The 24,818-nt window shown below is 64.6% G+C and carries 20 protein-coding genes; 12 read left to right on the top strand and 8 right to left on the bottom strand.

All coding sequences use genetic code 11. The annotated features are described in order from the left end of the window. Positions 1–65 precede the first annotated feature (65 nt). A complete protein-coding gene (locus tag J7I84_RS15430) occupies positions 66–977 on the bottom strand; it encodes a patatin-like phospholipase family protein (RefSeq protein WP_214945423.1) in 912 nt (303 codons plus the stop codon). A 189-nt stretch (positions 978–1,166) separates the two neighbouring features. Between J7I84_RS15430 and J7I84_RS15435 the strand changes: the two genes are divergently transcribed. Together J7I84_RS15435 and J7I84_RS15440 are read left to right on the top strand one after the other, a co-directional pair. Then, positions 1,167–1,712, top strand: a complete 546-nt coding sequence (locus J7I84_RS15435; protein ID WP_214945424.1) for a GNAT family N-acetyltransferase — start codon at positions 1,167–1,169, stop codon at positions 1,710–1,712. 71 nt (positions 1,713–1,783) lie between these two features. Beyond that, positions 1,784–2,308: a flavodoxin domain-containing protein gene (locus tag J7I84_RS15440; RefSeq protein ID WP_214945425.1), complete on the top strand. Its 525-nt coding sequence runs from the start codon at positions 1,784–1,786 to the stop codon at positions 2,306–2,308. Between the two features lie 91 nt (positions 2,309–2,399). Here J7I84_RS15440 and J7I84_RS15445 read toward each other — a convergent pair whose 3' ends face one another. The 3 genes from J7I84_RS15445 to J7I84_RS15455 form a co-directional block, all read right to left on the bottom strand. Continuing rightward, complete coding sequence (locus J7I84_RS15445) at positions 2,400–2,855, bottom strand: SRPBCC family protein (protein ID WP_214945426.1); 456 nt, start codon at positions 2,853–2,855, stop codon at positions 2,400–2,402. 179 nt (positions 2,856–3,034) lie between these two features. Beyond that, complete coding sequence (locus tag J7I84_RS15450) at positions 3,035–4,072, bottom strand: metallophosphoesterase (RefSeq protein WP_214945427.1); 1,038 nt, start codon at positions 4,070–4,072, stop codon at positions 3,035–3,037. Positions 4,073–4,468: 396 nt separating this feature from the next. Further along, on the bottom strand, positions 4,469–5,929 hold the full coding sequence (locus tag J7I84_RS15455) for an HNH endonuclease signature motif containing protein (protein ID WP_214945428.1): 1,461 nt from the start codon (positions 5,927–5,929) through the stop codon (positions 4,469–4,471). A gap of 213 nt (positions 5,930–6,142) precedes the next feature. Between J7I84_RS15455 and J7I84_RS15460 the strand changes: the two genes are divergently transcribed. From J7I84_RS15460 to J7I84_RS15490, 7 genes are read left to right on the top strand one after another with little or no spacing between them, the layout of a single operon-like run. Further along, the gene (locus J7I84_RS15460; protein ID WP_214945429.1) at positions 6,143–7,678 is read left to right on the top strand and encodes a sodium:solute symporter family protein; all 1,536 of its coding nucleotides are present in this window, start codon (positions 6,143–6,145) and stop codon (positions 7,676–7,678) included. Beyond that, the gene (locus J7I84_RS15465; RefSeq protein ID WP_214945430.1) at positions 7,675–8,988 is read left to right on the top strand and encodes an AGE family epimerase/isomerase; all 1,314 of its coding nucleotides are present in this window, start codon (positions 7,675–7,677) and stop codon (positions 8,986–8,988) included. The genes J7I84_RS15460 and J7I84_RS15465 overlap by 4 nt, the downstream gene beginning before the upstream one ends. Further along, positions 8,975–9,745, top strand: coding sequence for a 6-phosphogluconolactonase (locus J7I84_RS15470; RefSeq protein ID WP_214945431.1), 771 nt, complete (start codon positions 8,975–8,977; stop codon positions 9,743–9,745). The genes J7I84_RS15465 and J7I84_RS15470 overlap by 14 nt, the downstream gene beginning before the upstream one ends. Continuing rightward, complete coding sequence (locus J7I84_RS15475; RefSeq protein WP_214945432.1) at positions 9,742–10,506, top strand: sugar isomerase domain-containing protein; 765 nt, start codon at positions 9,742–9,744, stop codon at positions 10,504–10,506. The genes J7I84_RS15470 and J7I84_RS15475 overlap by 4 nt, the downstream gene beginning before the upstream one ends. Next, entirely contained in the window at positions 10,503–11,657 is a 1,155-nt protein-coding gene (locus J7I84_RS15480) for an N-acetylglucosamine-6-phosphate deacetylase (protein WP_214945433.1), read from the top strand. Before J7I84_RS15475 ends, J7I84_RS15480 begins: the two co-directional genes overlap by 4 nt. After that, positions 11,654–12,946 carry a neutral/alkaline non-lysosomal ceramidase N-terminal domain-containing protein gene (locus tag J7I84_RS15485; protein ID WP_214945434.1) on the top strand — a complete coding sequence of 431 codons (1,293 nt, stop codon included), beginning with the start codon at positions 11,654–11,656 and terminating at the stop codon, positions 12,944–12,946. Before J7I84_RS15480 ends, J7I84_RS15485 begins: the two co-directional genes overlap by 4 nt. A gap of 23 nt (positions 12,947–12,969) precedes the next feature. Further along, the gene (locus tag J7I84_RS15490) at positions 12,970–13,917 is read left to right on the top strand and encodes a LacI family DNA-binding transcriptional regulator (RefSeq protein WP_214945435.1); all 948 of its coding nucleotides are present in this window, start codon (positions 12,970–12,972) and stop codon (positions 13,915–13,917) included. Between the two features lie 4 nt (positions 13,918–13,921). On the opposite strand, the gene J7I84_RS15495 is transcribed toward J7I84_RS15490, so the two are convergent. Both J7I84_RS15495 and J7I84_RS15500 read right to left on the bottom strand, forming a co-directional pair. After that, positions 13,922–15,976: an ABC transporter ATP-binding protein gene (locus J7I84_RS15495; RefSeq protein WP_285291234.1), complete on the bottom strand. Its 2,055-nt coding sequence runs from the start codon at positions 15,974–15,976 to the stop codon at positions 13,922–13,924. 35 nt (positions 15,977–16,011) lie between these two features. After that, positions 16,012–17,745: an ABC transporter ATP-binding protein gene (locus J7I84_RS15500; RefSeq protein WP_214945436.1), complete on the bottom strand. Its 1,734-nt coding sequence runs from the start codon at positions 17,743–17,745 to the stop codon at positions 16,012–16,014. A 224-nt stretch (positions 17,746–17,969) separates the two neighbouring features. Here J7I84_RS15500 and J7I84_RS15505 point away from each other — a divergent pair, with 224 nt between their 5' ends. Beyond that, entirely contained in the window at positions 17,970–19,205 is a 1,236-nt protein-coding gene (locus J7I84_RS15505) for an MFS transporter (RefSeq protein ID WP_214945437.1), read from the top strand. On the opposite strand, the gene J7I84_RS15510 is transcribed toward J7I84_RS15505, so the two are convergent. Continuing rightward, a complete protein-coding gene (locus J7I84_RS15510; RefSeq protein ID WP_214945438.1) occupies positions 19,159–20,250 on the bottom strand; it encodes an SDR family oxidoreductase in 1,092 nt (363 codons plus the stop codon). The two genes, J7I84_RS15505 and J7I84_RS15510, sit on opposite strands and share 47 nt — an antisense overlap. A gap of 249 nt (positions 20,251–20,499) precedes the next feature. Here J7I84_RS15510 and katG point away from each other — a divergent pair, with 249 nt between their 5' ends. Continuing rightward, a complete protein-coding gene (katG, locus tag J7I84_RS15515; RefSeq protein WP_214945439.1) occupies positions 20,500–22,794 on the top strand; it encodes a catalase/peroxidase HPI in 2,295 nt (764 codons plus the stop codon). A 69-nt stretch (positions 22,795–22,863) separates the two neighbouring features. On the opposite strand, the gene J7I84_RS15520 is transcribed toward katG, so the two are convergent. Then, positions 22,864–24,102 (bottom strand): GAF domain-containing sensor histidine kinase, encoded by a 1,239-nt coding sequence (locus J7I84_RS15520; protein WP_214945440.1) that lies wholly within the window; start codon positions 24,100–24,102, stop codon positions 22,864–22,866. Between the two features lie 265 nt (positions 24,103–24,367). On the opposite strand from J7I84_RS15520, the gene J7I84_RS15525 reads away from it, so the two are divergent. Continuing rightward, positions 24,368–24,667: an antibiotic biosynthesis monooxygenase gene (locus J7I84_RS15525; RefSeq protein WP_214945441.1), complete on the top strand. Its 300-nt coding sequence runs from the start codon at positions 24,368–24,370 to the stop codon at positions 24,665–24,667. Positions 24,668–24,818 lie beyond the last annotated feature (151 nt).

A 24,818-nucleotide genomic window follows, 5' to 3' on the forward strand; every position in this document is an offset into this window, starting at 1 on the left:
ATTGCCTGCGTTAACCGCCACCTTACGCCTTTTAGTATTTTTATCCAGCCCCTCCATTCGGGGCATCAGCGCCAGAATTCGGCGAGCCGCCCAGCGCAGGCCTTGCCCTGGTTGTACCCCGCTTGAGCCGCGGCCGGCCGGAGCGACAGGTCCATCGCGTTGGCACCGAACATGTAGTCGGCCTCGCTGTCCGGAGAGATCACCGCAACTTTGCTGCCAGCCGAACGCAGCTCCTCCACCTGGGCAGCCAGCTGCATGCCCCACTCCAGCGGCATCCGCGTCCTGCCACTGAAAGGGGAAAGCACCAGGACGCGTCCGCATCCTGCTGCAAGGTCGGCATTCTCGTTTCGCCGGTAGCCGCCGTCGATATAGCTGTTGTCGCCGATTTGGTAGGCGGAGGCGCTGGAGCAGCTGGCAGCCACGGCGTCCACAAGGTTGATTCCGCTGCGGCGGTCGAACACCGTCGCTTCCCCGGTGGCCGCATCCACCGCCGTGATCAGGAGTTCATGCTCTGGCCATCCGTGCACGGGCAGCCGTGCCGCGACGGTAGTCCTCCACCGCTCGGAGCCGTCATGGGCTGCCACCAGCTCCAGTGCCGCAGCGCCCATCCTGCGGCGCATGTCACTCGCGGTCGCGGAGGCAGCGATGATCCTGTCCGTACGTTCCAGGTGGCTCGGCACCCCTTGGCCGGCAGCGTGCGTTCCCGGGGGACGCGTCCGTTGCGGAAGCGGCGCGCGGAGGATGGAGGCATAGAGTTCGCCAGGGCTCGCGCCGCTGATCTGGGCAGCGGCTGTGGACCCGGCGGACGTACCGATAATCCGGTCGGCGCCGGTCACGTCCAGCCCGGCATCGGCCAGGCCGGCGAGGACGCCGATCAGCCAGGCGTTGCCTGTGGAGCCACCGCCACCGAGGACAAGGGCACGCCTGGAGGACACCGTCGAATCAGTGTGCGGGATGGAGGAAGGTGTTGTGTTCATGGGAGTCGCCTTTCGCGAAGTTGCCTGTGCGGCGCTCCCGGTGACGGCTCGGTCAGCCGCGGATCGTGGGCTGCGGGGGAGCACCCATTACGGTTACTGCGTTCATGGGTCTCACCTCCAGAGTTCGGTCACGATCAGGGGAATCTTGGCACATGAGCGACGCCGCGCGCAACGTGTAAGTTTGAGGCGATGATTACGATCGACCAGGACAGCCCCACGCGCGACGACGTTCACCACCTCCTGAGCGAACACCTGGCGGACATGTACGCCACCTCGCCCGCCGACAGCGTGCACGCCCTGGACCACTCCGCACTGTCCGCACCGTCCATCACATTCTGGACTGCGCGCGAGGATGGCAGCCTGCTGGGCTGCGGCGCCCTCAAGCTCCTGCACTCCCCCACCGGCCCGGCAAGGCACGGCGAGATCAAGTCCATGCGCACCACAGCCACCGCTCGGGGACGCGGCGTGGCCACTCTCATGCTCGGGCACATCCTCGGCGTCGCCCGGAAGCTAAGGCTGGAGTGCGTCTATTTGGAGACCGGAACAGAGGACTACTTCGCCCCGGCGCGGCGCCTCTACGCCCGGCACGGTTTCAGCGAGTGCCCACCGTTTTCCGACTACATCGCGGACCCGAACAGCGTCTTTATGGAGCTTCGCCTCCAGCCGCAGGACCCGGCACATAGGAAGGCCGGCGACGGCGGATGGTTCCCGCCGTCGCCCGCCCCGGGACGTTAGGCCCTACGCCCGCCAACTTGGACTTGGCAAAGTGGTGCGGGTCGGGTCCGGACACCACGAGGAGGCCCAAGATGGCCAGCATCTACATTCCGTACGGCACCACTGAAGGCCAAACAGCCAGGATCGCCGAGTTCATTGCCGACGTGCTCCGCGCGCACGGACATGAAGCTGAAACTGCAGACATCAAGGCCGCGGGGGACACCATTCCGTCCGGGTGCGATGCGGTGATGGTGGGGGCATCCGTCCACATGAGCAAGCACGAGGAATACGTCAAGGACTTTGTCCAAAAAAACCGGGAGACCCTGGACCGGCTTCCGTCCGCCCTCTTCTCCGTGAGTCTGGCCGCCCACGGCGACGCGGAAAACGCCGAAACCTATGTGGAGACATTCGAGCAGGAGACGGGCTGGCGCCCATCCCAGGTGGCGCTGTTCGGCGGCGCGCTGCTCTACACGCAGTACAACTTCATCAAGCGCCTGGTCATGAAGAGAATTGCAGGCGGCAAGGGGTCGCTGGAGACGGATACCTCGAGGGACTACGTGTACACCGAGTGGGACGGCGTGACGCGGTTCGCCGAGGACTTCCTGGCGCGGCTATAGCAGCCCTGCGCTGGGAAGAACGGACGACGGCGAGGGCCGCCCGCCGTCGTCCGCTTACGGTGCCTAAAACTGTCCGACGGGCCGCTGTTTCCTATACCTCGCCTCGCCAGCCACCGGTTTCTCCGCCGCGGGATTCGATGAAGTCCTTGAACTTCCGCATGTCGGCCTTGACCTGCATCTCGTCGATGTTGAGCGCCGCGCCGCCCTTTTCGGTGACGGTTTCCGGCGTCCATTCGAAGTGGACTTTGACCTTGGTGTGGGTGGCATCCAGGGGCGTGAACCTGATGATGCCTGCATGCGACTTGCCGTCGGTGCTGCGCCAGGCGATCCGGTCATCAGGCGCCTGGTCAACGATTTCCGTGTCGAACTCCCGTTGAACGCCGCCCACTTTGGTGACCCAGTGGTTTGTGGTGTCGCTCAGTTGGGTCACCGACTCGACGCCGGACATGAACTGCGGAAAGGATTCGAACTGGGTCCACTGGTTGTACGCGGTCCGCACCGGAACAGCGACTTCAACCGTCTCCTCAACCTCTTCAACGTGTGCCATCTGCTTCCTCCTCATGACGGACGGCCGCAACGGCGGACCGGCAGCACTGGCCATCCTGCCAGTCAGGCAGCCGCCACCTTTGCACGATAAATCCGGCGATCACCCGTGTCCAGAGCTTCGGGATTCCCAAGAAGACGACGGCGGGTGGGCGCCCGACGTCGTCCGCTTCCGTTGGGTGCCTACTGGCTGAAGGGGATCTTTTCCCAGCTCAGCACATCAGCACCCTTGGCGCTGTTTCCGGCCACGGTGAAGCGGACGTAGTCCACGGCGTTGTTGGCGCCGTCCACGGTGATGCGCTGGAGGTTGTCCGCGGCCGGCGAACCGTAGATGTCCAGCCAGGGCGAGCCCGCTGCGAGGGGCTGGTTTTCGGCGAAGACGTGGCTGTCGCCGTTGACCAGGTAGACCGGGGCGTCGAAGTTGTTGGTTTCCTGGACCATGGTCTGCACGATCTCGCGGAAGCCGGAGACCGTGGCCGGGTTGGCGGTGGCGTCGGCCAGGAACGACGGATCGAACATGTCGGCCTGCTGCATGAGCACCACGGCGCGGTCATTGCTCCGCTTTGCGTCGGCGAAGGTCTGGTGGATCTGGGCGATGACGGCGTCCGTGCGGTGCTTCACCTCGGCCAACTGCTCCGGCGTGGCCGACGTCTTGCCCAGGCCCGTCCACGGCAGGAGGGAATTGTTGCTGCCCTGGACGTTCAGCACGGAAAAGGCCACCCGGTTCTTGTCGAAGCGGACATCCTCCGGCAGTCCCAGGTTCTCCTGCGACTTCACCGGCATGGTGGCCCCGAGGGTTTTGCCAGGCTGGTTGAAGAAGACTTCCCGAATCTTGTCCAGGCGTTCCAGCGGGTTGTAGGCGCCGTTGTTGGTGCGGTGGCAGTCCACCCATTCGTTGTCGCCAGGCGTGTAGACCAGGGGGTGCGTGAAGGTGTCGAACTGGGTGCGGATGTACGAGAAGTATTCGTCAGAGCAGACTGAGGAGCCGTTTTTGATATCGCCCACGTGTGCTACAAACTTCAGATCCTTGTCCGCGTTGAGGTCCTGGATGCGGGACGGAAACTTGGCGATCTCGGTGGCGCCGTAGGGGATGTCGCCGATGACGCCGAAGGTGAAGGCCTGGTTGCTGTCGGTGTTGTCCGCCGCCTGGGCCGGAGCTGCTGCTGTTCCCGCGAGGGTGGCGAGGACGGCAAGTGTGGCAAAGCCAGATTTCACGAACACGGCGTACTCCTTGAACAGGGACTGTTATTCCGCCCGGCTCATCAGGAGAGGCTGGGCAGAGGGTGCCCGCCAAGACTGCTGGACCTGGGATAACGACAAAGGGCTTCCCGGTGGCCGCCCGGTGAACGCGGAGGGACAGATCGGGACGATACCGCCTGGGCTGGTTGCCGCCGAGCCGTCATGCTGGGGAACCAGCTTTCTGTACGCCAGGCTCCTGTAGGTCGAAACGGCTGCAGTGGGACCCGGCCGCCAGTTGTGCGTCCCGCATGAACCCACTGAGGAAAGTGTCATGACGCCCGAAGCCCTGCTCACCAAACTGGTGACCGGAACTTTCATGCTCGCCTGGGTGGCCCTCTTGCCGTGCCTTGGTTGCAGCGTAGTGAATGGGAAGTAACGTCAAGCCGCGGGCGAAGAGGCGACGAGATAGTCAACAACTGAAGTCTCCAGTGCGCTCGCTTCTCCGGGCAGGCAGCCTGTGGGCCAAAGCGTCGGTTCCCGGTCCAGTTGTTCAGCGTTGTACTGCCGGCCCGTGGGCGAGACCCACCCAGGTGGCTCATTCCTTGTAGCCGGACTTGGGCTCCAGCCGGATCGATGCTTGAGTCGATGGTGTTTGGGGCACAGTTGTCCCAGGTTATGGATCGCGGTGGTTCCCCCATGTTCCCAGGCTGCGAGATGGTCCGCCTCGTTGTCCTGACTCGGGTTGCTGCATCCGGGAAAGGTGCATTTGCCATCCCGCATCCTCAACCACCGCTTCAGAGACTCCGGTAGCCGGTAGCTGGTGCGGCCAATTTCCAACGGGGCTCCGTCGCGGGGGTCCACCAGAACCCGATAGAAACAGCCGGCACCTTCGGTGACGATTCTGCGTGCCATCGACGCCGGGATGGGCCCGTAATTGTCAAGATCGGCGGGCTCGTCCGTGAAACCGAGGAGTGAAAAGACCGGTACCGTGACCAGCACATCCGCCTTATGGGACGGACCCGACCCGGCGAACTGCCCGGTCTCACCAAGCAACAATTTTGCAGCCACGTCAGCCCTGAGTTGAGTGAGGGTCCGAGGTTCATCCGGTCCTTGCAGTCCACGGGCCAAGGCAGATGACTTGTTCCAGATGGCACAGGCCTTGTCCGCAGCCATGTAGAGGGAGACCCATGCCATCCCATCACGGTCTGGGCTGCACTCCATCCGCCGGTCTTCAACCGACCTGGCGTGCCTCATTTCAAGGGACTCGGGGTGATGGCATTCCCGCCAAGCACGTACCTTCCGCCGGAAACGGCCTGGCACCAACTCCCCAGCGGATGCACCCCGGGCTGCGTTCGGCGCCTCCGGGTCCAGAAAGTGAGCTTCCAAAGCCGTGACACCGGCGAGGTCCAGGCCGCTGGTTTCATCAACCATGATCTGGGCATGCCGCCAAGAGATGATGCCAGCCTGCAAGGCGTTGAGCGCAGTCGGAAGAGAGGTGGTGAGCGCGTGGGCTTCCTGCAACAGCATGGATGCAGGACCTTCGCCGATCGTGAGCGCACAAGCCACCTCGGCCACAACACTCATTTCCCGCGCCGAAGACTCATACGGGGTTTCGGGCGGCGGTTCCATAGCGGCTGTTGCTTCTGCGTGTGTAGCCAGGAAGTGGACCTTTACCGCCGCCGCGGCGGCTTCGATCCGAGCCACAACCCCTAGGCCGTCCAGACACGATTCGGCAAGGTCATGCAAGGGATCATGGTCGTCCAGGCGGCCGACGCCATCTGCAGCTTCCGAAGAGCGGCCCACGACTCCGGCCAACTCGCCCATCAGCCCGGTCAGGGATCTAATGGCCGCGGCCAACCCGGCCCCGCCTCCCCCATCCACAACCACGCTGCTTTCCATGAACCGAAGCTTGCCACTAGGGTCCGACATTTTGAGTCGCGCATCGAGGCCTCGCCGCAGCCGCAAAGGTTTGCATTGCTTTTCCAGATCGTATCCGCGCTCCTCTCGTAGACCGTGTGTCGGAATTTACTTTGGGTAAGGTATTGTCGTGCAAACGTTTGCATGCAAGAGTGGTCTGCGTCACCTCCCAACCTGCTTTCAAAGGAGAGAGCTATGCACTCATTCGACTGGATCGTCTTGTCCGGATACTTCCTTGTGATGGTGGGGATCGGATGGTGGTCACGACGGCGGGTACACAACGCGGCAGACTTCTTTACGGCGGGCGGCAAAATGCCCTGGTGGCTGGCCGGTATTTCACACCACATGTCGGGCTACTCCGCCGCAGTATTCGTCGGGTACGCCGCCCTCGCCTATACGACCGGATTCGCGGTTTATGTATGGTGGGCGCTGAGCATCACCGTCGCCTGTGTTGTCGGATCGTTTCTGTTCGCCCCGCGGTGGCCGCGGCTGCGCCAGCGCCTGGGCATCATCTCGCCGCTGGAGTATCTGACCACCCGCTACAATCTTCCGGCTCAGCAGGTTCTGGCGTGGTCGGGGACCGCATTGAAGGTCTTCGACGTTGCCGCCAAATGGGCGGCCAGTGCCATCCTGCTCCAGTCATTTGCAGGTGTCCCGCTGCCTTTCGGTATCGTCCTGGTGGGCGGAGTGACCATGGTGTACTCCACCATCGGAGGCCTCTGGGCAGACGCCCTTACCGACTTTGGCCAGTTTGTCATTCAGTTCGTGGCAGCCATCGCACTGCTGGTTGCCACCATGGCAAAGCTCGGCGGAATCTCCTCGATCTTCGTCATGTGGGACCAACTGCCACCATCACATTCCGCGCCTTTCGGCGGTAGCCTGACGATGGGATTCTTCCTCGCGTACATCGTCATCAGCACAGTTTCCTACAACGGCGGCACCTGGAACCTGGCCCAGCGGTTCATCGCTGCACCTACTGGAGGTTCGGCGCGGAAGTCGATCCTGCTCTCGGGCGGCCTGTATCTGGTGTGGCCTCTGGTCCTGTTCTTCCCGATGTGGGCAGCGCCGCTCCTTGTGCCAAACCTGGCGCAGCCGGAACAGTCGTACGCGCTGGTGGCCCAGATGCTCCTGCCCACGGGTCTGGTCGGGCTGGTGTTGGCAGGTATGTTCTCACACACCATGGCCATGACCTCATCAGACGCCAACGCCATTTCGGCGGTGATCACCCGTGACATCATTCCGGCGCTCCGTCGGTCAAAGCAGCCGCTGGCCTCGAAGACGGAACTGGCGGCAGGCCGGCTTTCGACGTTCCTGTTCATTGGACTTTCGATGCTGATCGCCCTGTCAGCGGATTCATTCGGCGGGGTCCTGGGCCTTCTCATCCTGTGGTTCGGTGCTCTCGTGGGACCCATCGCCATTCCCATGCTGCTCGGCATGCTTCCGGCGTTCAAACGATGCGGACCGTCGGCCGCGCTGTTTTCTTGGGCTGCCGGCCTGATCGTGTTTGCCGTCAACAAGTACGTGCTCACAGCCCAGATGGCCTCACTGGGCGACCTCTCCCAGGCGGTTTCTGTCGCTGCCCCGATCCTCGCCTCCATCGTGGTCTTCTGCCTCATGGGTGTCATCCGGCCATGGCGAAACGCCGAATCGGATGCCCTGGTTGATTCCCTGAATGTCGAGGCTCCCGAGGAGTCTGACGAGACGGCTATCGCGGCCGGTGTCCAGGCATGACCGCTGTAAAGTCCGGTTGGACCCGCCCGGGGCGCGGCACGACCGCATCCAGCTTTTCCCCCCGGGACCACCTGCAGCAGGCCATCCTTCCTTGGTGGGAGGACAACGCCGCTGATGATGTGCACGGCGGCGTCCTGACCTGCTTTTCCAACGCCGGCGTCCTGGAATCCACCGATAAGTACACGTGGTCGCAGGGACGCTGGGCCTGGTTGTGCGCGGAGATTGCCGCGGACGCGCGCTTGGGGATCCTGGATGCCGACGGCGCCAAGTGGTCCAGGCGGGCAGTCCAGGCAGCTGAGTTTGTCAGGACCCACGCAGTGCTGGAGGGCGGGTTCACCGCCTTCCGTACAGACCAGACCGGAAGCCCTCTGCCATCTGGACCGAACGGTGAACTGGCCACCAGCGTGTTTGCCGACCTGTTCGCGGTTCTTGGCCTTGCAGGGGCGGCGAAGGAGCCGGGATATCCCGAACCGGCCAGGTCAATGGCTTCGGCTGCCGCCGACGACATTATGGCCAGCGCCCTGGCGCGAATCAGGTCACGGAATGCCCTGACTGCGCCGTATCCCGTCCGGGCGGGTTTCAGCGACCTTGCGGGTCCCATGACCCTGCTCCACACCGGGTCTGAGCTCTTCAAGGCAACCAGATCGGAAGAGGCCAGGAACGCCGTCGCCTTTGCGCTGGATCAACTGTTTGAGGGTCAGGGCACAGAACCCATGCTGCAGGAAGGGCAGTGGTGGGAGTTCAGGCCGGACTCCATTCAGGACGCAGAATCCCTCCTCGCCAGGCACAAGACACCCGGGCACCTTTTGGAATGCCTGTGGATGCTGATCCATAGCCAAGAGGCCATGGGCGCTTCCGCAACAGCCATCCCCCACTGGCTGCCCGGGCTTGCCCTGCGCGCCCTGGAGCTCGGCTGGGATGTGGAGTGCGGCGGGCTGTTCCGATACGTGGACAAGGACGGCGGCGCACCCAAGGGATCGCTCTTCGGTGGCGACCCCTATGAGGATCTCGTTCAGTCCACCTGGAGCACCAAGCTGTGGTGGGTGCATGCAGAAGCCATGTACGCCACGAAACTGCTTGCCCGGCACTACGCCGGCTTCGGCTTCGATGAATGGAATTCGAAGATCACGGACTACACCCTTGCAACTTTTCCTAACGCGGACGGAAATGAATGGACGCAGATCCGGGACAGGCAGGGCGAACCGCTGGACAAGGTGGTTGCGCTCCCGGTCAAGGATCCGTTCCATATTGCGCGGACGCTGGTTTTTCTCAATCGACTCGAAAAGGATGATCTACATGCAGCACAGTGACCTCGACGCCAGTCCGGCACAACAAGGGACACTCACGGTCCGTGCCTACACCACCAAAGATGAGCTCGGCCAAGCGGCCGGGGAGCATGCCGCGCACGTCATCGCTGACGCCATTGCTGTCAACGGCACGGCCAGGGTCATGTTCGCCGCGGCACCCAGCCAGGAAGCAACCCTTGCCACGCTCATCACCCACCCCGCCGTCGACTGGTCCCGAGTGGAGTGCTTCCACATGGACGACTATGTGGGGCTTCATCCGGATGCACCACAGGGCTTCGGGAACTGGCTGCAGCGGCTGGTTTTCGATTCGGTCAGCCCCAAGGACTTCCACCGCATAAATACCGCCGGGCACGCTGCCCAGGGAGCCGAAGAATATGCCCGCACCATGGGGTCCGCGCCATTCGATCTTGTGCTGTGCGGCCTGGGCGTCAACGGCCACTTGGCCTTCAATGACCCGCCGGCTGACTTCAATGACCGGAAAGCGGCCCGGGTGATCGAACTGGATGACGTCTCACGGCAGCAGCAGGTGGATGAGGGCCACTTCGGGCAACTGGGAGACGTGCCCAGGCAGGCCGTAACGGTGACCATCCCGCGCTTGCTCAACGCTGCGGTGATCATTGCCTCCGTGCCGGGGCGGGCGAAGAGGCAGGCAGTCGAGGACACCCTCCGCATGCCGATCACCGGGGAACACCCCGGCACCATCCTTCGCACCCATCCCGAGGCGTCCCTGTACCTGGACGGGGAGTCTGATCCGCGATGACTGACGCTGCTGAACTGGGCGCCGATTACCTGGCCCGCATCACGTCCCTCCTGGAACGGATACACGCAGAAGAGGAGGCGTCCATCTCCAAGGCGGCCTCGATCCTCGCCGAACAGATTGCCGCTGACCGCCTCGTCCACATCTACGGACCCGGCGGCCACTCCAACCTCGCCAGCCAGGAAGTGTTCTTCCGCGCCGGAGGCCTGATGCACATCTCGGCGATCCTCGACGAGGGGACCATGCTCGCCGGCGGGGCGCTGCGCTCGATGGCGATGGAGCGAACACCGGGTTACGGCCGCATCGTAATCGACAACGCGGGCCTGGTGGCGGGCGACCTCTTGATCCTCGTGAACGCCTACGGGATCAACACCGCCCTTATCGACGCCGCACTGACAGCCAGTGCGCTGGACGTGAGGACTATCGGCATCTCCTCCCGGGAGCACGCGGAAAAGACAACAGCCGACCACCCTGCAAGGCATCCGTCGGGATCCAACCTGCACGACGTCGTCGACCTTCACATCGACACGAAGGTGCTGATTGGAGACGCCGTCATGGAACTGCCGGGCGTCAGCGAAAAAGTCGGCGCCGTTTCCACCTTCGCCAACGCCTACACCCTCAATTGGCTCGTGCAGTGCACCACCAGGGAACTGCGGGAGCGGAACATCGAACCGCCCGTCTGGCGCTCCGGCAACGCCCCCGGCGGCGACGAAGCGAACAGGAAGTTCCTGGACCGGTTCAAAGGCAGGGTGCATTCCCTATGACGGCGCGGACAATCAACGGCCGCGACGCCGGCCGCGGGGATGTTCTCACTGTCCACTACAACGGCGGCTACATCACCGCCGTCGAACGCAAACACGATCCCAACGCCTCGGACCTGCCGGTCCTGGCACCCGGCTTCGTCGATGCGCAGGTCAACGGTTACCTTGGCATGGACGTCAACGGGCCCGACGCCGACAGCACAGTTATCGAGGGAATCACCGAGGAACTGGCCCGGATCGGCGTCACCGCCTGGGTGCCCACCGTCATCACTGCGAGCGAGGAAGCGATCAACCACGCGCTGAGGTGCGTGGAAAAGGCCCGGAACGCAGACGCCCGGGTGCGGGACGCTATTCCCAGCGTCCATGTCGAAGGCCCTTTCATTTCGGACCGTGACGGTGCGCGGGGAGTCCATGACGCCAGCGAGGTCAGGCCCATTGACCCGGAGGAAGTGCGGCGGTGGGCCGCGATCTCCAGGATAGGCGTGGTGACAGTGTCTCCGCACTGGACCGACGCACCCAAGGGCATCCAGGAGATCTGCTCCATGGGCATCAGGGTTTCCATTGGGCACACCCACGCCACCGCAGCCGAAGTGCTCAGCGCCATCGACGCCGGCGCAACCCTGTCCACCCACCTGGGCAACGGAATTGCTGCGATGATCCCGCGCCATCCCAACGCCATCTGGACCCAGTTGGCCGATGACCGGGTGAACTGCGGCCTGATCGCGGACGGCCACCATCTGCCCCCCGAAACCCTTGAGGTCATGCTGCGTGCGAAAGGACCACGCGGGGCATTCCTCGTCTCGGACACAACGGCGATTGCCGGTAAACAGCCGGGGCGGTACCAGACTCCTGTGGGCGGAAGCGTCGACCTGGATGAGCACGGGCGGCTCTCCTATGTGGGAACCGAACTTCTGGCCGGCGCCGCGGCAAGCCTTCCAGACGGTTTGCGCAACGTTGTCAGGTCGACGAGCGCGGGCCTTGGACAGGCGCTCAAACTCGTAACCGAGAATCCGGCGCGGACACTCCCCGGAGCACGACAGGGGCTGGGCACCCTGCAACCTGGTGCACCTGCCGACATGGTCCTCGTCTCGGATTCCGGAGCAGTGCTGGAGGTCATCAGGTCATCGCCCACCCTGGAGAACGTCGGGCGATGAGCGCACCATCCGTGCCAATCGCCGACGGCGGCAGCAGCCAGCTGTGGGTGGGCGCGGCTTCCGTTGACGTTGCCGTTCCGCCCGGCACCCCGATGTCCGGTTTCGCTGCCCGCGTCGAGCTGAGCGCTGGAGTCCATGACCCCCTGACTGTGCGTGCCCTCGTTATTGCCGACTTCTGCTGGGTGACGGTGGATGTCTGCGGACTCGACGAAGGGACCTGCCGGACCATCGCGGACCGGATCCCCTTCCGGGAAGGGCCTGCGGTCATCAGCGCCACCCACACCCATGCCGGACCATGCGCAACGCGTGCTGGTTTGGGCGAGTGCGACCCGGACATCCTCGAAGCCATCAGCGCCGCGGCAGTTGTTGCAGTTAAGGATGCTTGCAGCTCCCGGGAATCGTGCCAGGTCTATTACGAATCCTTCTCCGGCCTGGGCATCGCGAAGAACCGGCGGCACCCGGAACGTTCAATAGATCCGGCATTGCAGGTTGTTGTCTTCAAGCGGGAGGACAGGACAGTGAAAGCATGGCTGGTGCAATATCCTTGCCATCCTGTTGTGCTTGGTGCTGACAACCTGCTGATCTCAGGGGACTACCCGGCCTTCATGCGCACCCACCTTGAGACCGCTGTCCCAGGCTCTACCGCAGTCTTCCTGACCGGGGCCGCCGGCGATATCAACACTGGTCATTCCGCCGAAAGTTCCTATTCCCAGGCAAGGGCCGGACACCGGACCTTCGCGGAAGCTGAACGGATCGGGGAGCTGCTGGGCAAGGTGGCTGCCCAGGCTCTGTCATCAACCAGTTCGCTGGGCAACGTCAGCGCCGCCGCCGCAGCTCCCGTGGAGCTCTGCTTCGAAATGCTCGACACCCGGAGCCCTGCGGAGTTGGCAGCCCACTGGACTAAGCTCATGGCGGACGCTCCGCCCGGGCAGCGGGCCTTGCTGCAGACCTGGATTGACTGGACCGCCCGGGACCAGTTGCTGAGGGACATGAAATGGAGGGGGACGGTGACGGTGCTCCGGCTGGGCAGTTTGCTCCTGGTGGCACTGCCGGGAGAACCCTTCCTCGGATGCGCGGAGCGCATCCAGGAAGCCTTCGCCACACCGGTCTTGGTAGCCGCTTACAGCAACGGCTGTCCGGGCTACTTTCCCACCTCTGATGAATATGAGCACGGAGGATACGAGGTTACCGACGCCCACCGCTACTACGGAATGCCGGCCCCTTTCAAGCGGGGCAGCGCCGAGCAGCTGGTGGAAACTGCAATCAAGCTTGGACGGCAATTGCTGTGAAGACCAAATCCACAATCGTCCAGGTGGCAAAGCGCATTGGGGTGGCACCTTCCACTGTGTCACGGGCATTCACCGACCCGGGAAAGCTGAAGCCGGAGACTGTCCAACGGGTCATGGACGCGGCGGCAGAGATCGGCTATGTTCCCAACCACCACGCCCGCGCCCTGATCACAGGCCGCTCCGGCGCCATCGGGCTGGTCCTCCCAGATGTTGCCAACCCGTTCTTTCCCCCACTTATCCGATACGCGCAGCTGGCCGCGGAGGATTACGGCCTGGCCGTGTTCGTTGCCGACACGGCCGAGGACACCAAGCGGGAATTGCAGATGATCGAGCGGCTTTCGCCGCAGGTTGAGGGACTGATCATTGCTTCCTCCAGGCTTTCAGACCGGGTTCTCCAGACGATCGCGGAACGCCAGCCGACGGTGCTGATCAACCGCGATGTCGCCGGCGTCCCCCGCGTCCTCATCAGCACGTCCAAAGCCCTGGAGGAGGGGCTCCGCCACCTAGTGGAGGCCGGCCACACCCGCATTGCCTACGTCGGCGGCCCGGCAAGGTCATGGTCAGACGCCCAGCGCCACGGCTGCGTACAGTCAACGCTGGAAAGGTTCGGGCTGGAGCCGCACTTCTTCCGGGCCAAGTCCGGAAATTACGCCGATGCCCTGGAGGTCAGCGGTGAGGTGGAAGCCGCAGGAGCCACCGCCGTGATCGCTTTCGACGACGTTGTTGCCCACGGCCTGATGTCCGGATTCCGGGCACACGGCCTGCGCGTCCCGGAGGACATCAACGTCCTTGGCTGTGACGACACTCTGGCAATTACAACCCATCCACCGCTTTCGAGCATCTCGCTGGACCTGGCGTCCGCTGCCCGCAGCGCTGTCACCATCCTGCGCTCAGCGGGCAGGCCCGGTGCGAGCAGTGACCAGCGCTTCGAGCTTGAAGGGTCGCTGGTCCTCCGCGGGACCACGAATTGAACCGCTAAACCTCTGCCACTGGCGCCGCGAACTGTGCCTCGTACAGCCGCGCATAAGCCCCACCGGCGGATAGCAGTGAAGCGTGCGTTCCCTGCTCCACGATCTGGCCGGCCTCCATTACCAGGATGAGGTCGGCGTCGCGGATCGTGGACAGGCGGTGCGCGATCACGAAGGACGTCCGGTCGGACCGCAGCGCCCTCATGGCCTTCTGCACCAGCACCTCGGTCCGGGTGTCCACCGAGGACGTCGCTTCATCCAGAATCAAAACAGACGGCTGCGCCAGGAAGGCCCGCGCAATGGTCAGCAGCTGCTTCTCGCCCGCGGAGACGTTGGACCCCTCATCGTCCAGCACCGTGTCATACCCTTCTGGCAGGGACTTCACGAACCGGTCCACATACGTGGCCCGGGCTGCCTCAAGAACCTCATCCGAAGAAGCAGTGGGCCGTCCGTAGGCAATATTGTCCCGGATGGTTCCACCGAACAGCCACGTATCCTGCAGCACCATCCCCATCCGCGACCGCAGGTCGTGCCGGCTCATGGTGGTGATGTCCACGCCGTCCAGCGTGATCCGCCCGCCGTCCAGCTCGTAGAACCGCATCATCAGGTTTACCAGGGTTGTTTTGCCGGCGCCCGTGGGCCCAACAATGGCTACCGTCTGCCCCGGCTCGGCCACCAGGGACAGGTTAGAGATCAGCGGCTTATCCGGCGAGTACGAGAAGGACACGTCCTCAAACACCAGCCGCCCCCGCGCAGCACCATCCGGGCTCTGCAACGAAGCCCCAACAGGATCCGCGGACTGCTCCTCCGTATCCAGCAGCTCGAATACCCGCTCCGCCGAGGCCACCCCGGACTGCAGCAGGTTCGCCATGGACCCCAGCTGCGCCAGCGGCTGGGTGAACTGCCGCGAGTACTGGATGAACGCCTGCACATCACCCAGCTGCATCGCCCCGGACGCCACCTGCAGGCCACCCACCACCGCGATCCCCACGTACACCAGGTTCCCGATGAACGTCATGGCCGGCATAATCAGCCCGGAAATAAACTGCGCGCCGAAACTCGCCTCATACAACTCGGCATTCTTCTGCCGGAACCGCTCCCCCACCTCACGCTGCCGCCCGAACACCTTCACCAGCGCATGCCCGGTGTAGGTCTCCTCGATCTGCCCGTTCAGCTCGCCCGTGTTCTTCCACTGCTGCACGAACAGCTTCTGCGAGCGCTTGGCAATCAGCGTGGTGATTCCCAGCGTCAGCGGAATGGTCACCAGCGCGATCAGCGCCAGCGTGGGCGACAGGATGAACATCATCACCAACACGCCAAGAACCGTCAGCACCGATGTCACAGCCTGGCTGATGGACTGCTGCAGGCTCTGCGAGATATTGTCCACATCGTTGGTCACCCGGCTGAGCAGCTCGCCGCGCTGGATCGAATCGAAATACCGCAGCGGCAGCCGGTTGATCTTCGCCTCAATCTGCTCGCGGAGCCCGAACACCGTCCGCTGCACGACGCCGTTCAGCACGTACGCGGTCCCCCACATAAACGCCGACCCCAGCACGTACAGCACCAGCGCCCACATCAGCACGCCGGCAAGCGCCCCAAAATCGATCCCCGCGCCCGGCGTCAGCGTCATGGCGCTGAGCATGTCCGCCTTCTGGTTCTCCCCCGCTGCCCGCAGCATCGCGATCAGCTGCGCCTGCGTCATCCCCGGCGGCAGCTGCTTGGATACGACACCGGAGAAGATCAGGTTGGTGCCCTCCCCCAGCAGCCGCGGCCCAATTACCTGCAGCACCACGCCCGCCACGGCCATGAGCAGCACCAGCATCAGCCAAAACCGTTCCGGCCGCAGCGTGCCCAGGAGCCGCTTCGCGGAGCCGCCGAAGTTCATCGCCTTTTCCGCCGGGACATTCATCCCGGCAAACGGTCCACCCCTTCCCGGTCCGCCGGCCGGGCGCGGGATGCGTACGACGTCGGCCTGGCTGGCTTTGGCGCCGCCTGCGGCTCCAGCGGGGGCGCCACCGCCCGGGTTGGCTCCTGCGCGGGTTCCTGCACGGTGCGTGCTCATACCGTCTCCTGCGCGGGTTCCTGCACGGTGCGTGCTCATACCGTCTCCTCCGCTGCCAACTGGGACGAGACGATCTCGCTGTACGTCTCCGATGTCTCCAGCAACTCGTGGTGCGTGCCCTGCGCAACGATCCTGCCGTCGTCGAGCACTAGGATCTGGTCCGCATCAACAATGCTGGACACGCGCTGGGCAATGATCACCATGGTGGCCCCCGCGATGTTGCGCTTCAGCGCCTGGCGCAGCCGGGCATCCGTGCCGGTGTCCAGCGAGGAGAACGAATCGTCAAAGATGTAAAGCTCGGGCCGCTTCACCAGGGCCCGGGCGATGGCCAGCCGCTGCCGCTGCCCGCCGGAAACATTGGTGCCGCCCTGCGAGATGGGCGCGTCCAGCCCCTCCTCCATCCGCTCCACAAAGTCCCGCGCCTGCGCAATCTCCAGCGAGTCCCACAGCTCGTCCTCCGTGGCGTCCGGGTTGCCGTACAGCAGGTTGCTGCGCACCGTGCCGGAGAACAGATAGGGCCGCTGCGGGACCAGGCCAATGTGCCCCCACAGCAGGTCCGGATCCAGGTCGCGGATGTCCACGCCGTCCATGAGAACCGCACCGGAAGTGACGTCGAAAAGCCGGGGCATCAGGTTCACCAGGGTGGTCTTGCCCGAGCCCGTGCTGCCAATGATCGCCGTGGTCTGCCCCGCCCGCGCGGTGAAGCTGATGCCTGCCAGGACGGGCTGGTCGGCACCAGGGTAGGCGAATCCGACGTCGCGCATTTCCAGCTCACCGCGCCGGACCGCGCTGGTGACCGGACGCTCCGGCGGCACCACGCTGGAACTGGTATCCAGCACCTCGCCTATACGGTCCGCAGAGACCGACGCACGCGGGATCATCACCGCCATGAAGGTGGCCATCATGACGGACATCAGGATCTGCATCAGGTAGCTCAGGAACGCGATCAGGGTGCCCACCTGCATGGACCCGTCCTCGATCCGGAATGAGCCGAACCAGATGACGGCCACGCTGGAGACGTTCAGCACCAGCATGACGGTGGGGAACATGAGGGCCATCAGGCGACCGGCGCGCAGGGCAACGTCGGTGACGTCGGCGTTGGCGCCGGCGAAGCGTTCCGTCTCCATGTCCTCGCGCACGAACGCCCGCACCACCCGGATGCCGGTGAGCTGCTCGCGCAGGACGCGGTTGACCGTATCGATCCGGGCCTGCATTTTGCGGAACAGCGGCACCATGCGCGTGACGATCAGGCCGACGGCGATCAGCAGCACGGGGACGCACACGGCAATGAGCCAGGACAGTTGGGCGTCCTGGCGGATGGCCATGATCACCCCGCCGATACTGAGCATGGGCGCGGCCACCATGAGCGTGGCGGACATCAGTACCAGCTGCTGCACCTGCTGGACGTCGTTGGTGGAGCGGGTGATGAGGCTGGGGGCACCAAACTTGGTGACCTCCTGCTCGGAGAACTGCCCCACGCGCTCAAAGATGGCGCCGCGCAGGTCCCGGCCCAGCCCCATCGCTGCCTTCGCGCCAAAGTACACCGCCACCACGGCGCACGCGATCTGGGCCAGGGTAATAAGCAGCATGACACTGCCGGTGGACATGATGTAGCCGGTATCGCCCCGGGCCACGCCCTGGTCAATAATGTCCGCGTTCAGCGTGGGCAGGTACAGCGACGCGATGGACTGCGCCAGCTGGAAAACCACGACGGCGGCAAGCAGCGGCCGGTGCGGCCGCAGGTATTCAACGAGCAACTTCCAGAGCAAGGGCGGGCTCCAACCTGACAGGATGTCCACAAACGTGGTGCGAAGGTCAGTGTACGTCCGGCAACTGGGGTTTGACCGGGCCTTTTCGGGAGAAAACCGGCAGTTCTCCGAGGGCGTATTCACGGGTCCACTGAAAGTTGAACCCTGCGGTGGGTACATCAACGGGAGAGAGCCGGGTGGGCGTCAAGAACGCTCCTCCCCACCGCAGGATGAAGGAACTTACGATGTTTGCCGCCACAGAAAACGCCCCGCGCCGCACCGCCAGGTTCGGCTTTGCCTTCATAGGGGTTCTGCTCATCGCAGTCAACCTTCGGGTGTCCTTTGTCAGCGTGGGACCGGTCCTCTTAAACATCAGCAACGACCTTGGCCTGTCCAGCGCCGCAGCGGGGTTCCTTACCGGCCTCCCGCTGATCGCTTTCGCGGTCTTCTCACCCCTGGCGCCCGGGTTCGCGTCCCGCTTGGGCCTGGACCGGGCACTGTGGATGTCCCTGCTGATCCTCGCCTCGGGAATCGTGCTTCGCTCCTTGCCCGTGCCCGGCCTCATCTGGGTGGGAACGGCGCTCATCGGTTTGGCCATTGCGTTCCTCAATGTCCTGGTTCCCTCCCTGGTCAAGCGGGACTTTCCGTTGCGCGTCAGCCAGGTCACTGGAAGCTATACCGCCACGCAGGCCGCCTTTGCAGCCGTCGGGGCCGCCTTCGTCGTTCCCGTGGCACAAACATCCCCCGCGGGATGGCGCCTTGCCCTGGGAGTCTGGGTGGGACTGGCCCTCATCGCCATGGCGGTGCTCCTGCCGTGGCTGCGCCGGCATGGGACAAGCGCCGGGCGCGCCGCCTCGCCGAAAGCCCCCTACCGGTCGCCCTGGGGCTCAGCCTTGGGCTGGCAGGTGACAGCGTTCATGGGGCTGCAGTCGATCGCCTTTTACGTCCTGATGGCGTGGCTGCCCACCATCGAGCAAAGCCGCGGGGTGCCCGCCATAACAGCCGGCGTGCACTTGTCCGTTTTCCTGCTGATCAGCGTGTTCGCCAGCCTTGGGGCGGGCGGTGTCCTGCACCGCGGATCGGACCAACGGCTCGTATCCTTCGCGAGCGGGGTACTGGTGTTCGTGACCTTTCTTGGACTGGCGCTGTCGCCGGACCTCATCCTGCTGTGGGTCGTTCTGGGCGCCCTTGGGTGCGGGAGCCTCATCGTCATTGCCCTGTCGCTGTTCAGCCTCCGGACCGTGAACCACCCCCAGGCAGCTTCCCTGTCCGGCATGGCGCAATCGGTGGGCTACGGCCTGGCCGCAGTGGGCCCGGTGGTCTTCGGTGCACTTCACGACGCGACCGGGGACTGGACGCTGCCGCTGCTCGTCACCGCCGGCGCCATGGCGGTGCTGGCGCTGATGGGTCTGCTGGCCGGCCGTGACCGGACGATCAGGGAATCAGGCGGTCGGCGCGGTAGCGGTCAAACAGTGTGGTGAACGAGTCCAGCGTCCGCCGGTATCCCGTGAAACCGGCGTCACGGCTCTTGCCCATGTCTGTGACCACCTCGATGCCCCGCCCCAGGTCACCGTCCGTATGCCACCAGCTCGCCACGCGGCCCAGGTCCGGTTCGCTGAGGTTGTGGTCCGCCGTGATCCTCCGCCACTGGTCCTCCCGGCCCGCCATGGCCCGTTCCAGCGGCCGGGGTTCCCCCTGGTAGCCCTCCCAGTCCACGCCGAAGTAGGCTGCGAGTTTGGGCCACATCCAGCGCCAGCGGAACACGTCCCCGTTGACGATGTTGAACGCCTCATTGGCCCCTGCGGGAGTGGTTGAGGCCCAGAGCATGTGCTCGGCAAGCAGTCCTGCATCCGTCATGTCGGTCAGGCCGTTCCACTGTGTTTCGGAACCCGGGAACACGAACGGCTCCCCGCTGTCCCGGCACAGGGTGGCCTGCGCGGCGAGCGTGAGGCCCATTTTCATGGCGTTGCCCACCGCGTGTCCGATCACCGTGTGTGCACGGTGCACGGACCAGGCGAATCCCTGCTGGGCCGCTGCCGCCCATAGTTCGTCCTCCTGCGCGTAGTAGAAGTTCGGCACGGGAAGGCGGGGTTCCTCCTCGTGGAAGGGTGTGTCCGGCATTTCCCCGGCGGCGTACGCCTCGAACGGTCCCAGATAGTGCTTGAGGCCGGTCATCAGGGCGACATGTGCCACGTCTTTTCCCTGGACAGCTGCGACGAGGTCACGCACCATGCCCGCATTGACGGCGATGTTCTCTTCCTCGGTGGCGCGCCGCGACCAGGCGGTGAAGAAGACATGGGACGGGTTCTCCGGACCGAGGACGGCAGCCAGGGAGGAAGCGGAGGTCAGGTCCGCGGAAAGCCACCGCACGCCGGAGCGCTCGGCTCCGGGCCTGCGTGACAAGGCAAGGACAGCCCAGCCTTCGCCTGCCAGGGAATCCACCAGGGCGGACCCTGCGATGCCGGTGGCACCCACCACCAGGGCCGTCCGTCCGGTACCCGCTGCTGTTCCTGATCCGGTGGTCATAGTGCTCCTTCTGGTAGGTGCTGGGTTGTGCCACTTAGCGACAAGCCGCAGCGTCAGGCAGATATTCCGCCGCTAGCCAGCAGCCGTTCCGGAAGCAACGGGCCAGACCCGTTCGGCGAACGCTGGCGCCCGGCTTTCACCCATGGCGTAGCCGGGTCTTTTGCTGTCACCCGTCCATGTTCAAATAGGAGGGTTGCACCGGCTGCCCGAGTCCAACCGCGGCCTCGGCCCAACGGAAGGAATACGCATATGACCGATCCCCAAGACCATCCCCCGGTCCCCACTCCGGGGAGCGCCCAGGGCCTGGACCAGAAGGTTGAGGGCGGGTGCCCCGTGGCCCATGGCAGTGCCACCGCCCAGGGCAGTGAAAGCGAAAACCCGGCGATCGATTCGCCGCAGCCCAAGGGCACCCGGCCGCGGACCAACCAGGACTGGTGGCCCAACCAGCTGGACCTCTCCGTGCTGCACACGCACGGCCAGGCAAGCAACCCGCTTGGCCCGTCCTTCAGCTACCGCGAGGAATTCCAGAAACTCGACGTCGAGGCCCTCAAGCAGGACATCAGCCAGGTCCTGACCACTTCCCAGGACTGGTGGCCGGCGGACTTCGGCCACTACGGCGGCCTGATGATCCGCCTGAGCTGGCATGCTGCAGGAACCTACCGCGTCCACGACGGCCGCGGCGGAGCGGGCGACGGCAGCCAGCGGTTCGCGCCGCTGAACAGCTGGCCGGACAACGCCAACCTGGATAAAGCCCGGCGCCTGCTGTGGCCCGTCAAGCAGAAGTACGGCCAGAAGCTTTCCTGGGCCGACCTGCTGGTCCTCGCAGGAAACGTTGCCCTCGAGTCCATGGGTTTCAAGACGTTCGGCTTCGCCTTTGGCCGCGAGGACGTCTGGGAGCCCGAACAGATCTTCTGGGGCCCGGAGGACGCCTGGCTGGGCGACGAGCGCTACGTCGCTGAAGGCCAGATGTCGGACGAAGTCGGGTCCACCGAAATGGGCCTGATCTACGTAAATCCCGAAGGGCCCATGGGCAACCCGGATCCGGTCGCCGCTGCCGCGTTCATCCGGGAAACGTTCAAACGCATGGCGATGAACGACGAAGAGACTTTCGCGCTGATCGCAGGTGGCCACACGTTCGGCAAGACCCACGGTGCGGGCCCGGCCGATGCGCACGTCGGCCCCGAACCGGAGGGCGCCAACCTCGAGGCGCAGGGCCTGGGTTGGCTCAGCACCTATGGCAGCGGCAAGGGCGGCGACACCATCACCTCCGGCCTGGAAGTCACCTGGACGGACAAGCCCACCCAGTGGAGCAACCGCTTCCTGGAGATCCTTTTCGAGTACGAGTGGGAACTGGTCAAGAGCCCCGGCGGCGCCCACCAGTGGGTTGCCAAGGACGCCCCCGAGATCATCCCGGACGCGCACGACCCCAACAAGAAGCACCGCCCCACCATGCTGACCACGGACCTGTCGCTGCGCTTCGACCCAGCCTACGAAAAGATCGGCCGGCGCTTCCTGGAGAACCCGGACCAATTCGCCCTGGCGTTCGCCAAGGCCTGGTACAAGCTGCTGCACCGCGACATGGGCCCCGTGGGCCCACACATGCTGGGCCCCTGGGTTCCGGAGGCGCAGCTGTGGCAGGATCCCGTTCCCGCCGTCGACCATGAACTGATTGGCGAACAGGACATCGCCCAGCTCAAGGCCAAGCTCCTTGACTCCGGCCTGACCATCCCGCAGCTGGCCGGCACGGCCTGGGCGTCTGCTGCCACCTACCGCAAGACCGACCGTCGCGGTGGCGCCAACGGCGCCCGGATACGGCTGGAACCGCAGCGCAGCTGGGAGGCCCATGAGCCCGAGCAGCTGTCCACGGTGCTTCCCGTGCTTGAGCGCGTCCAGCAGGAGTTCAACTCGGCACAGGCCGGCGGCAAGAAGGTTTCGCTCGCGGACCTGATCGTGCTGGGCGGCGCCGCCGCCGTGGAAAAGGCAGCGGCCGACGCCGGGTTCCCCGTCACGGTGCCGTTCCGCCCGGGCCGCACGGATGCCACTCAGGAGCAGACCGACGTCGAATCCTTCCAGTACCTGCAGCCTCGGGCCGACGGTTTCCGCAACTACCTGCGCCCGGGCACGAAGCTTCAGCCCGAGACCCTCCTGCTGGACAAGGCGTACATGCTGGACCTCTCCGCCCCGGAGATGACGGCGCTCGTCGGCGGTATGCGTGCCCTGGGCACCAACGTGGGCGGTTCCAGCCGTGGAGTCCTGACGGACAAGCCGCAGGTCCTGACGAACGACTTCTTCGTCAACCTGCTCTCGCCGGGCACCAAGTGGAAGGCTGCTGAGTCGGAGGAGAACGTTTACGAGATCACCGATGTTGCCACCGGTGAGCTCAAGTGGACGGCCACTTCGGTGGATCTGGTCTTCGGCTCCAACTCGCAGCTGCGGGCATTGGCCGAGGTCTACGCCAGCGACGACGGCAAAGAGAAGTTCGTGAATGATTTCGTGGCCGCCTGGGCCAAGGTCATGGAACTGGACCGCTTCGACCTGAACTGAGCAAGGTGACCTGATCCGCGCGGCCGGGCCGGCTGCATCCCGCAGCCGGCCCGGCCCGTTCCAGGGCCCTTACTGATCGGCCGGGAAGCTGATGACTGCGGTGGTTCCCCCTCCGGGCGTCTCTTTCAGGCTCAACTCCGCGCCGTGCGCTTCGGCGATGCGGCGGCAGATCGCCAGGCCCAGGCCTGACCCTTGTCCGTCGCCCTCACGCTGCAGCCGGACCAGGGGTTCCAGCACTCGCTGCCGGTCCTCCCGGGCAATTCCCTTGCCGTTGTCCGCCACCAGGACTGTGGTTCCGTGGTAATTCGAAATGCCGCTGATCCGCACGTTCAGGTCCCGGTCCGGGCTCCGGTAGTTCACGGCGTTGGCCACCAGGTTCTGCAACAGGGCGCGCATCTGGCCCGGATCCACGTGGAGCTTCAGGTCTTCGCTGTCCAGGACGGCGCCGGGCCCGAAGGCCAGCCCCAGGTCCCTGGCCACATCGCCCGCCACATCCTGAAGGGATACATACTGCTGCTGGATGCCTCCCCCCATCCGGGAGTAGGTCAGGACGTCCTCCAGCATGGTGAGCATCCGGTGGCCGCTGGCACCGATGATCCGAAGGTAGTCCGCGGCCGGGTGGCCGCCGTCCACTTCGTCCTCGGCCAGCTCCACGTACCCCAGCATGGTGGTCAGCGGCCCCCGCAGGTCGTGGCTGACACGGCCGGCGAACTCAGCGAGCTTGGCGTTGCTTTCCTTTAGCTCATCAAGGGCGCCGTTCAGCTGGAGGGTGCGCCGGTGGAGTTCGAGCAGTTGTACTGCCTGGCGGGCCAGGATCTCCAGCATGTCCAGCTGGTCTTTGCTGGGTGTGCCCGCCGAAGTGGAGAAGACACACAGTGACCCAAGGACGAACCCCGATGACGTCTCCAAGGGCACAGAAGCATAGAACCTTACGGCGGCGATCTCCCCTGTCACAAACGGGTTCGATACGAGGCGGGGGTCCAGGGAAGCGTCGGGAACAACAGTCGTCTCCCCCGAAAGGAAGACTTTCGAACACATGGAGTCTTCCCGGGCGCAGACCGCGGCTTCAAACCCGACGGCGGCCACCTGGCGTTGCTCGTCGGACGTGAGAACGTTGATTACCCCGAAAGGGACCCCGCAGAGCTTAGCGGCCAACTGGACCAGGTTCTGCAGCGGTTCCGTTGATAGTTCGCCGGGGGTGTCCTGCGGTCCCTCGCCGGCCGCGAACGCGAATCCGTATTCCTGCAGTAATTCGTCCCGACCACGTGGATCGCGCAGCGCTGTGATCGTCGAGTGTGTGCCAGCCATGACGTCCCTTCCAGACCGCAAAAGGGTCCCCGGGGAATAGTACAGTCCAACAGCACTGGGCTCCTGTCGTGGCCCAGCTCATCGTCCCGGAAGCCGGGCTACGTGCCCTGCACGTACCTGTGGATTGCCGACGGCGGGACGTTCCTTGGGTCCCTGGCCACCAGGCACGTGTTGAACGATTACCTCCTCAACGAAGGCGGGCACATCGGCTACAGCACCAGGCCATCCGCCAGGCGCCGGCAAGGCACTCTGCCAAACTTGCCAGGTGATCACTGAACATGCCCTGCTTCCGGTCATACCCGGCCAGCAAGAGGAATTCGAGGCCGCTTTCGACCAGGCCCGCGCCATCATCGCTTCCATGCCCGGATTCGTCTCACTGTCCCTGTCGCGCTCGATCGAGTCCCCCACCACCTACCTGCTGCTCGTGGAGTGGGAGACGTTGGAGGACCACACTGTCGGTTTCCGGGGGTCCGCCGAGTACCAGCAGTGGCGCTCACTGCTGCACCGCTTCTATCAGCCGTTTCCGGTGGTTGAGCACTTCAGGCCCGTCGCCCCTGGGCGGTAGGGAAAAAGACAAAGTTGTGAGGGGAGCCCCCGCGCGAGTCTGGCTCCAGCGCGAGGGCTCCTGATTGCTTCCTGCCGGGGAACTGACGTGGAAGCAGTTACAAATTACCGGCCAGTAGCTTGTGAAAATCGCAGATTGCAGCGGCTTTGGC

Origin of the sequence: Arthrobacter sp. ISL-85 (genome assembly GCF_018613675.1) — a bacterium.
Classification (GTDB): domain Bacteria; phylum Actinomycetota; class Actinomycetes; order Actinomycetales; family Micrococcaceae; genus Arthrobacter.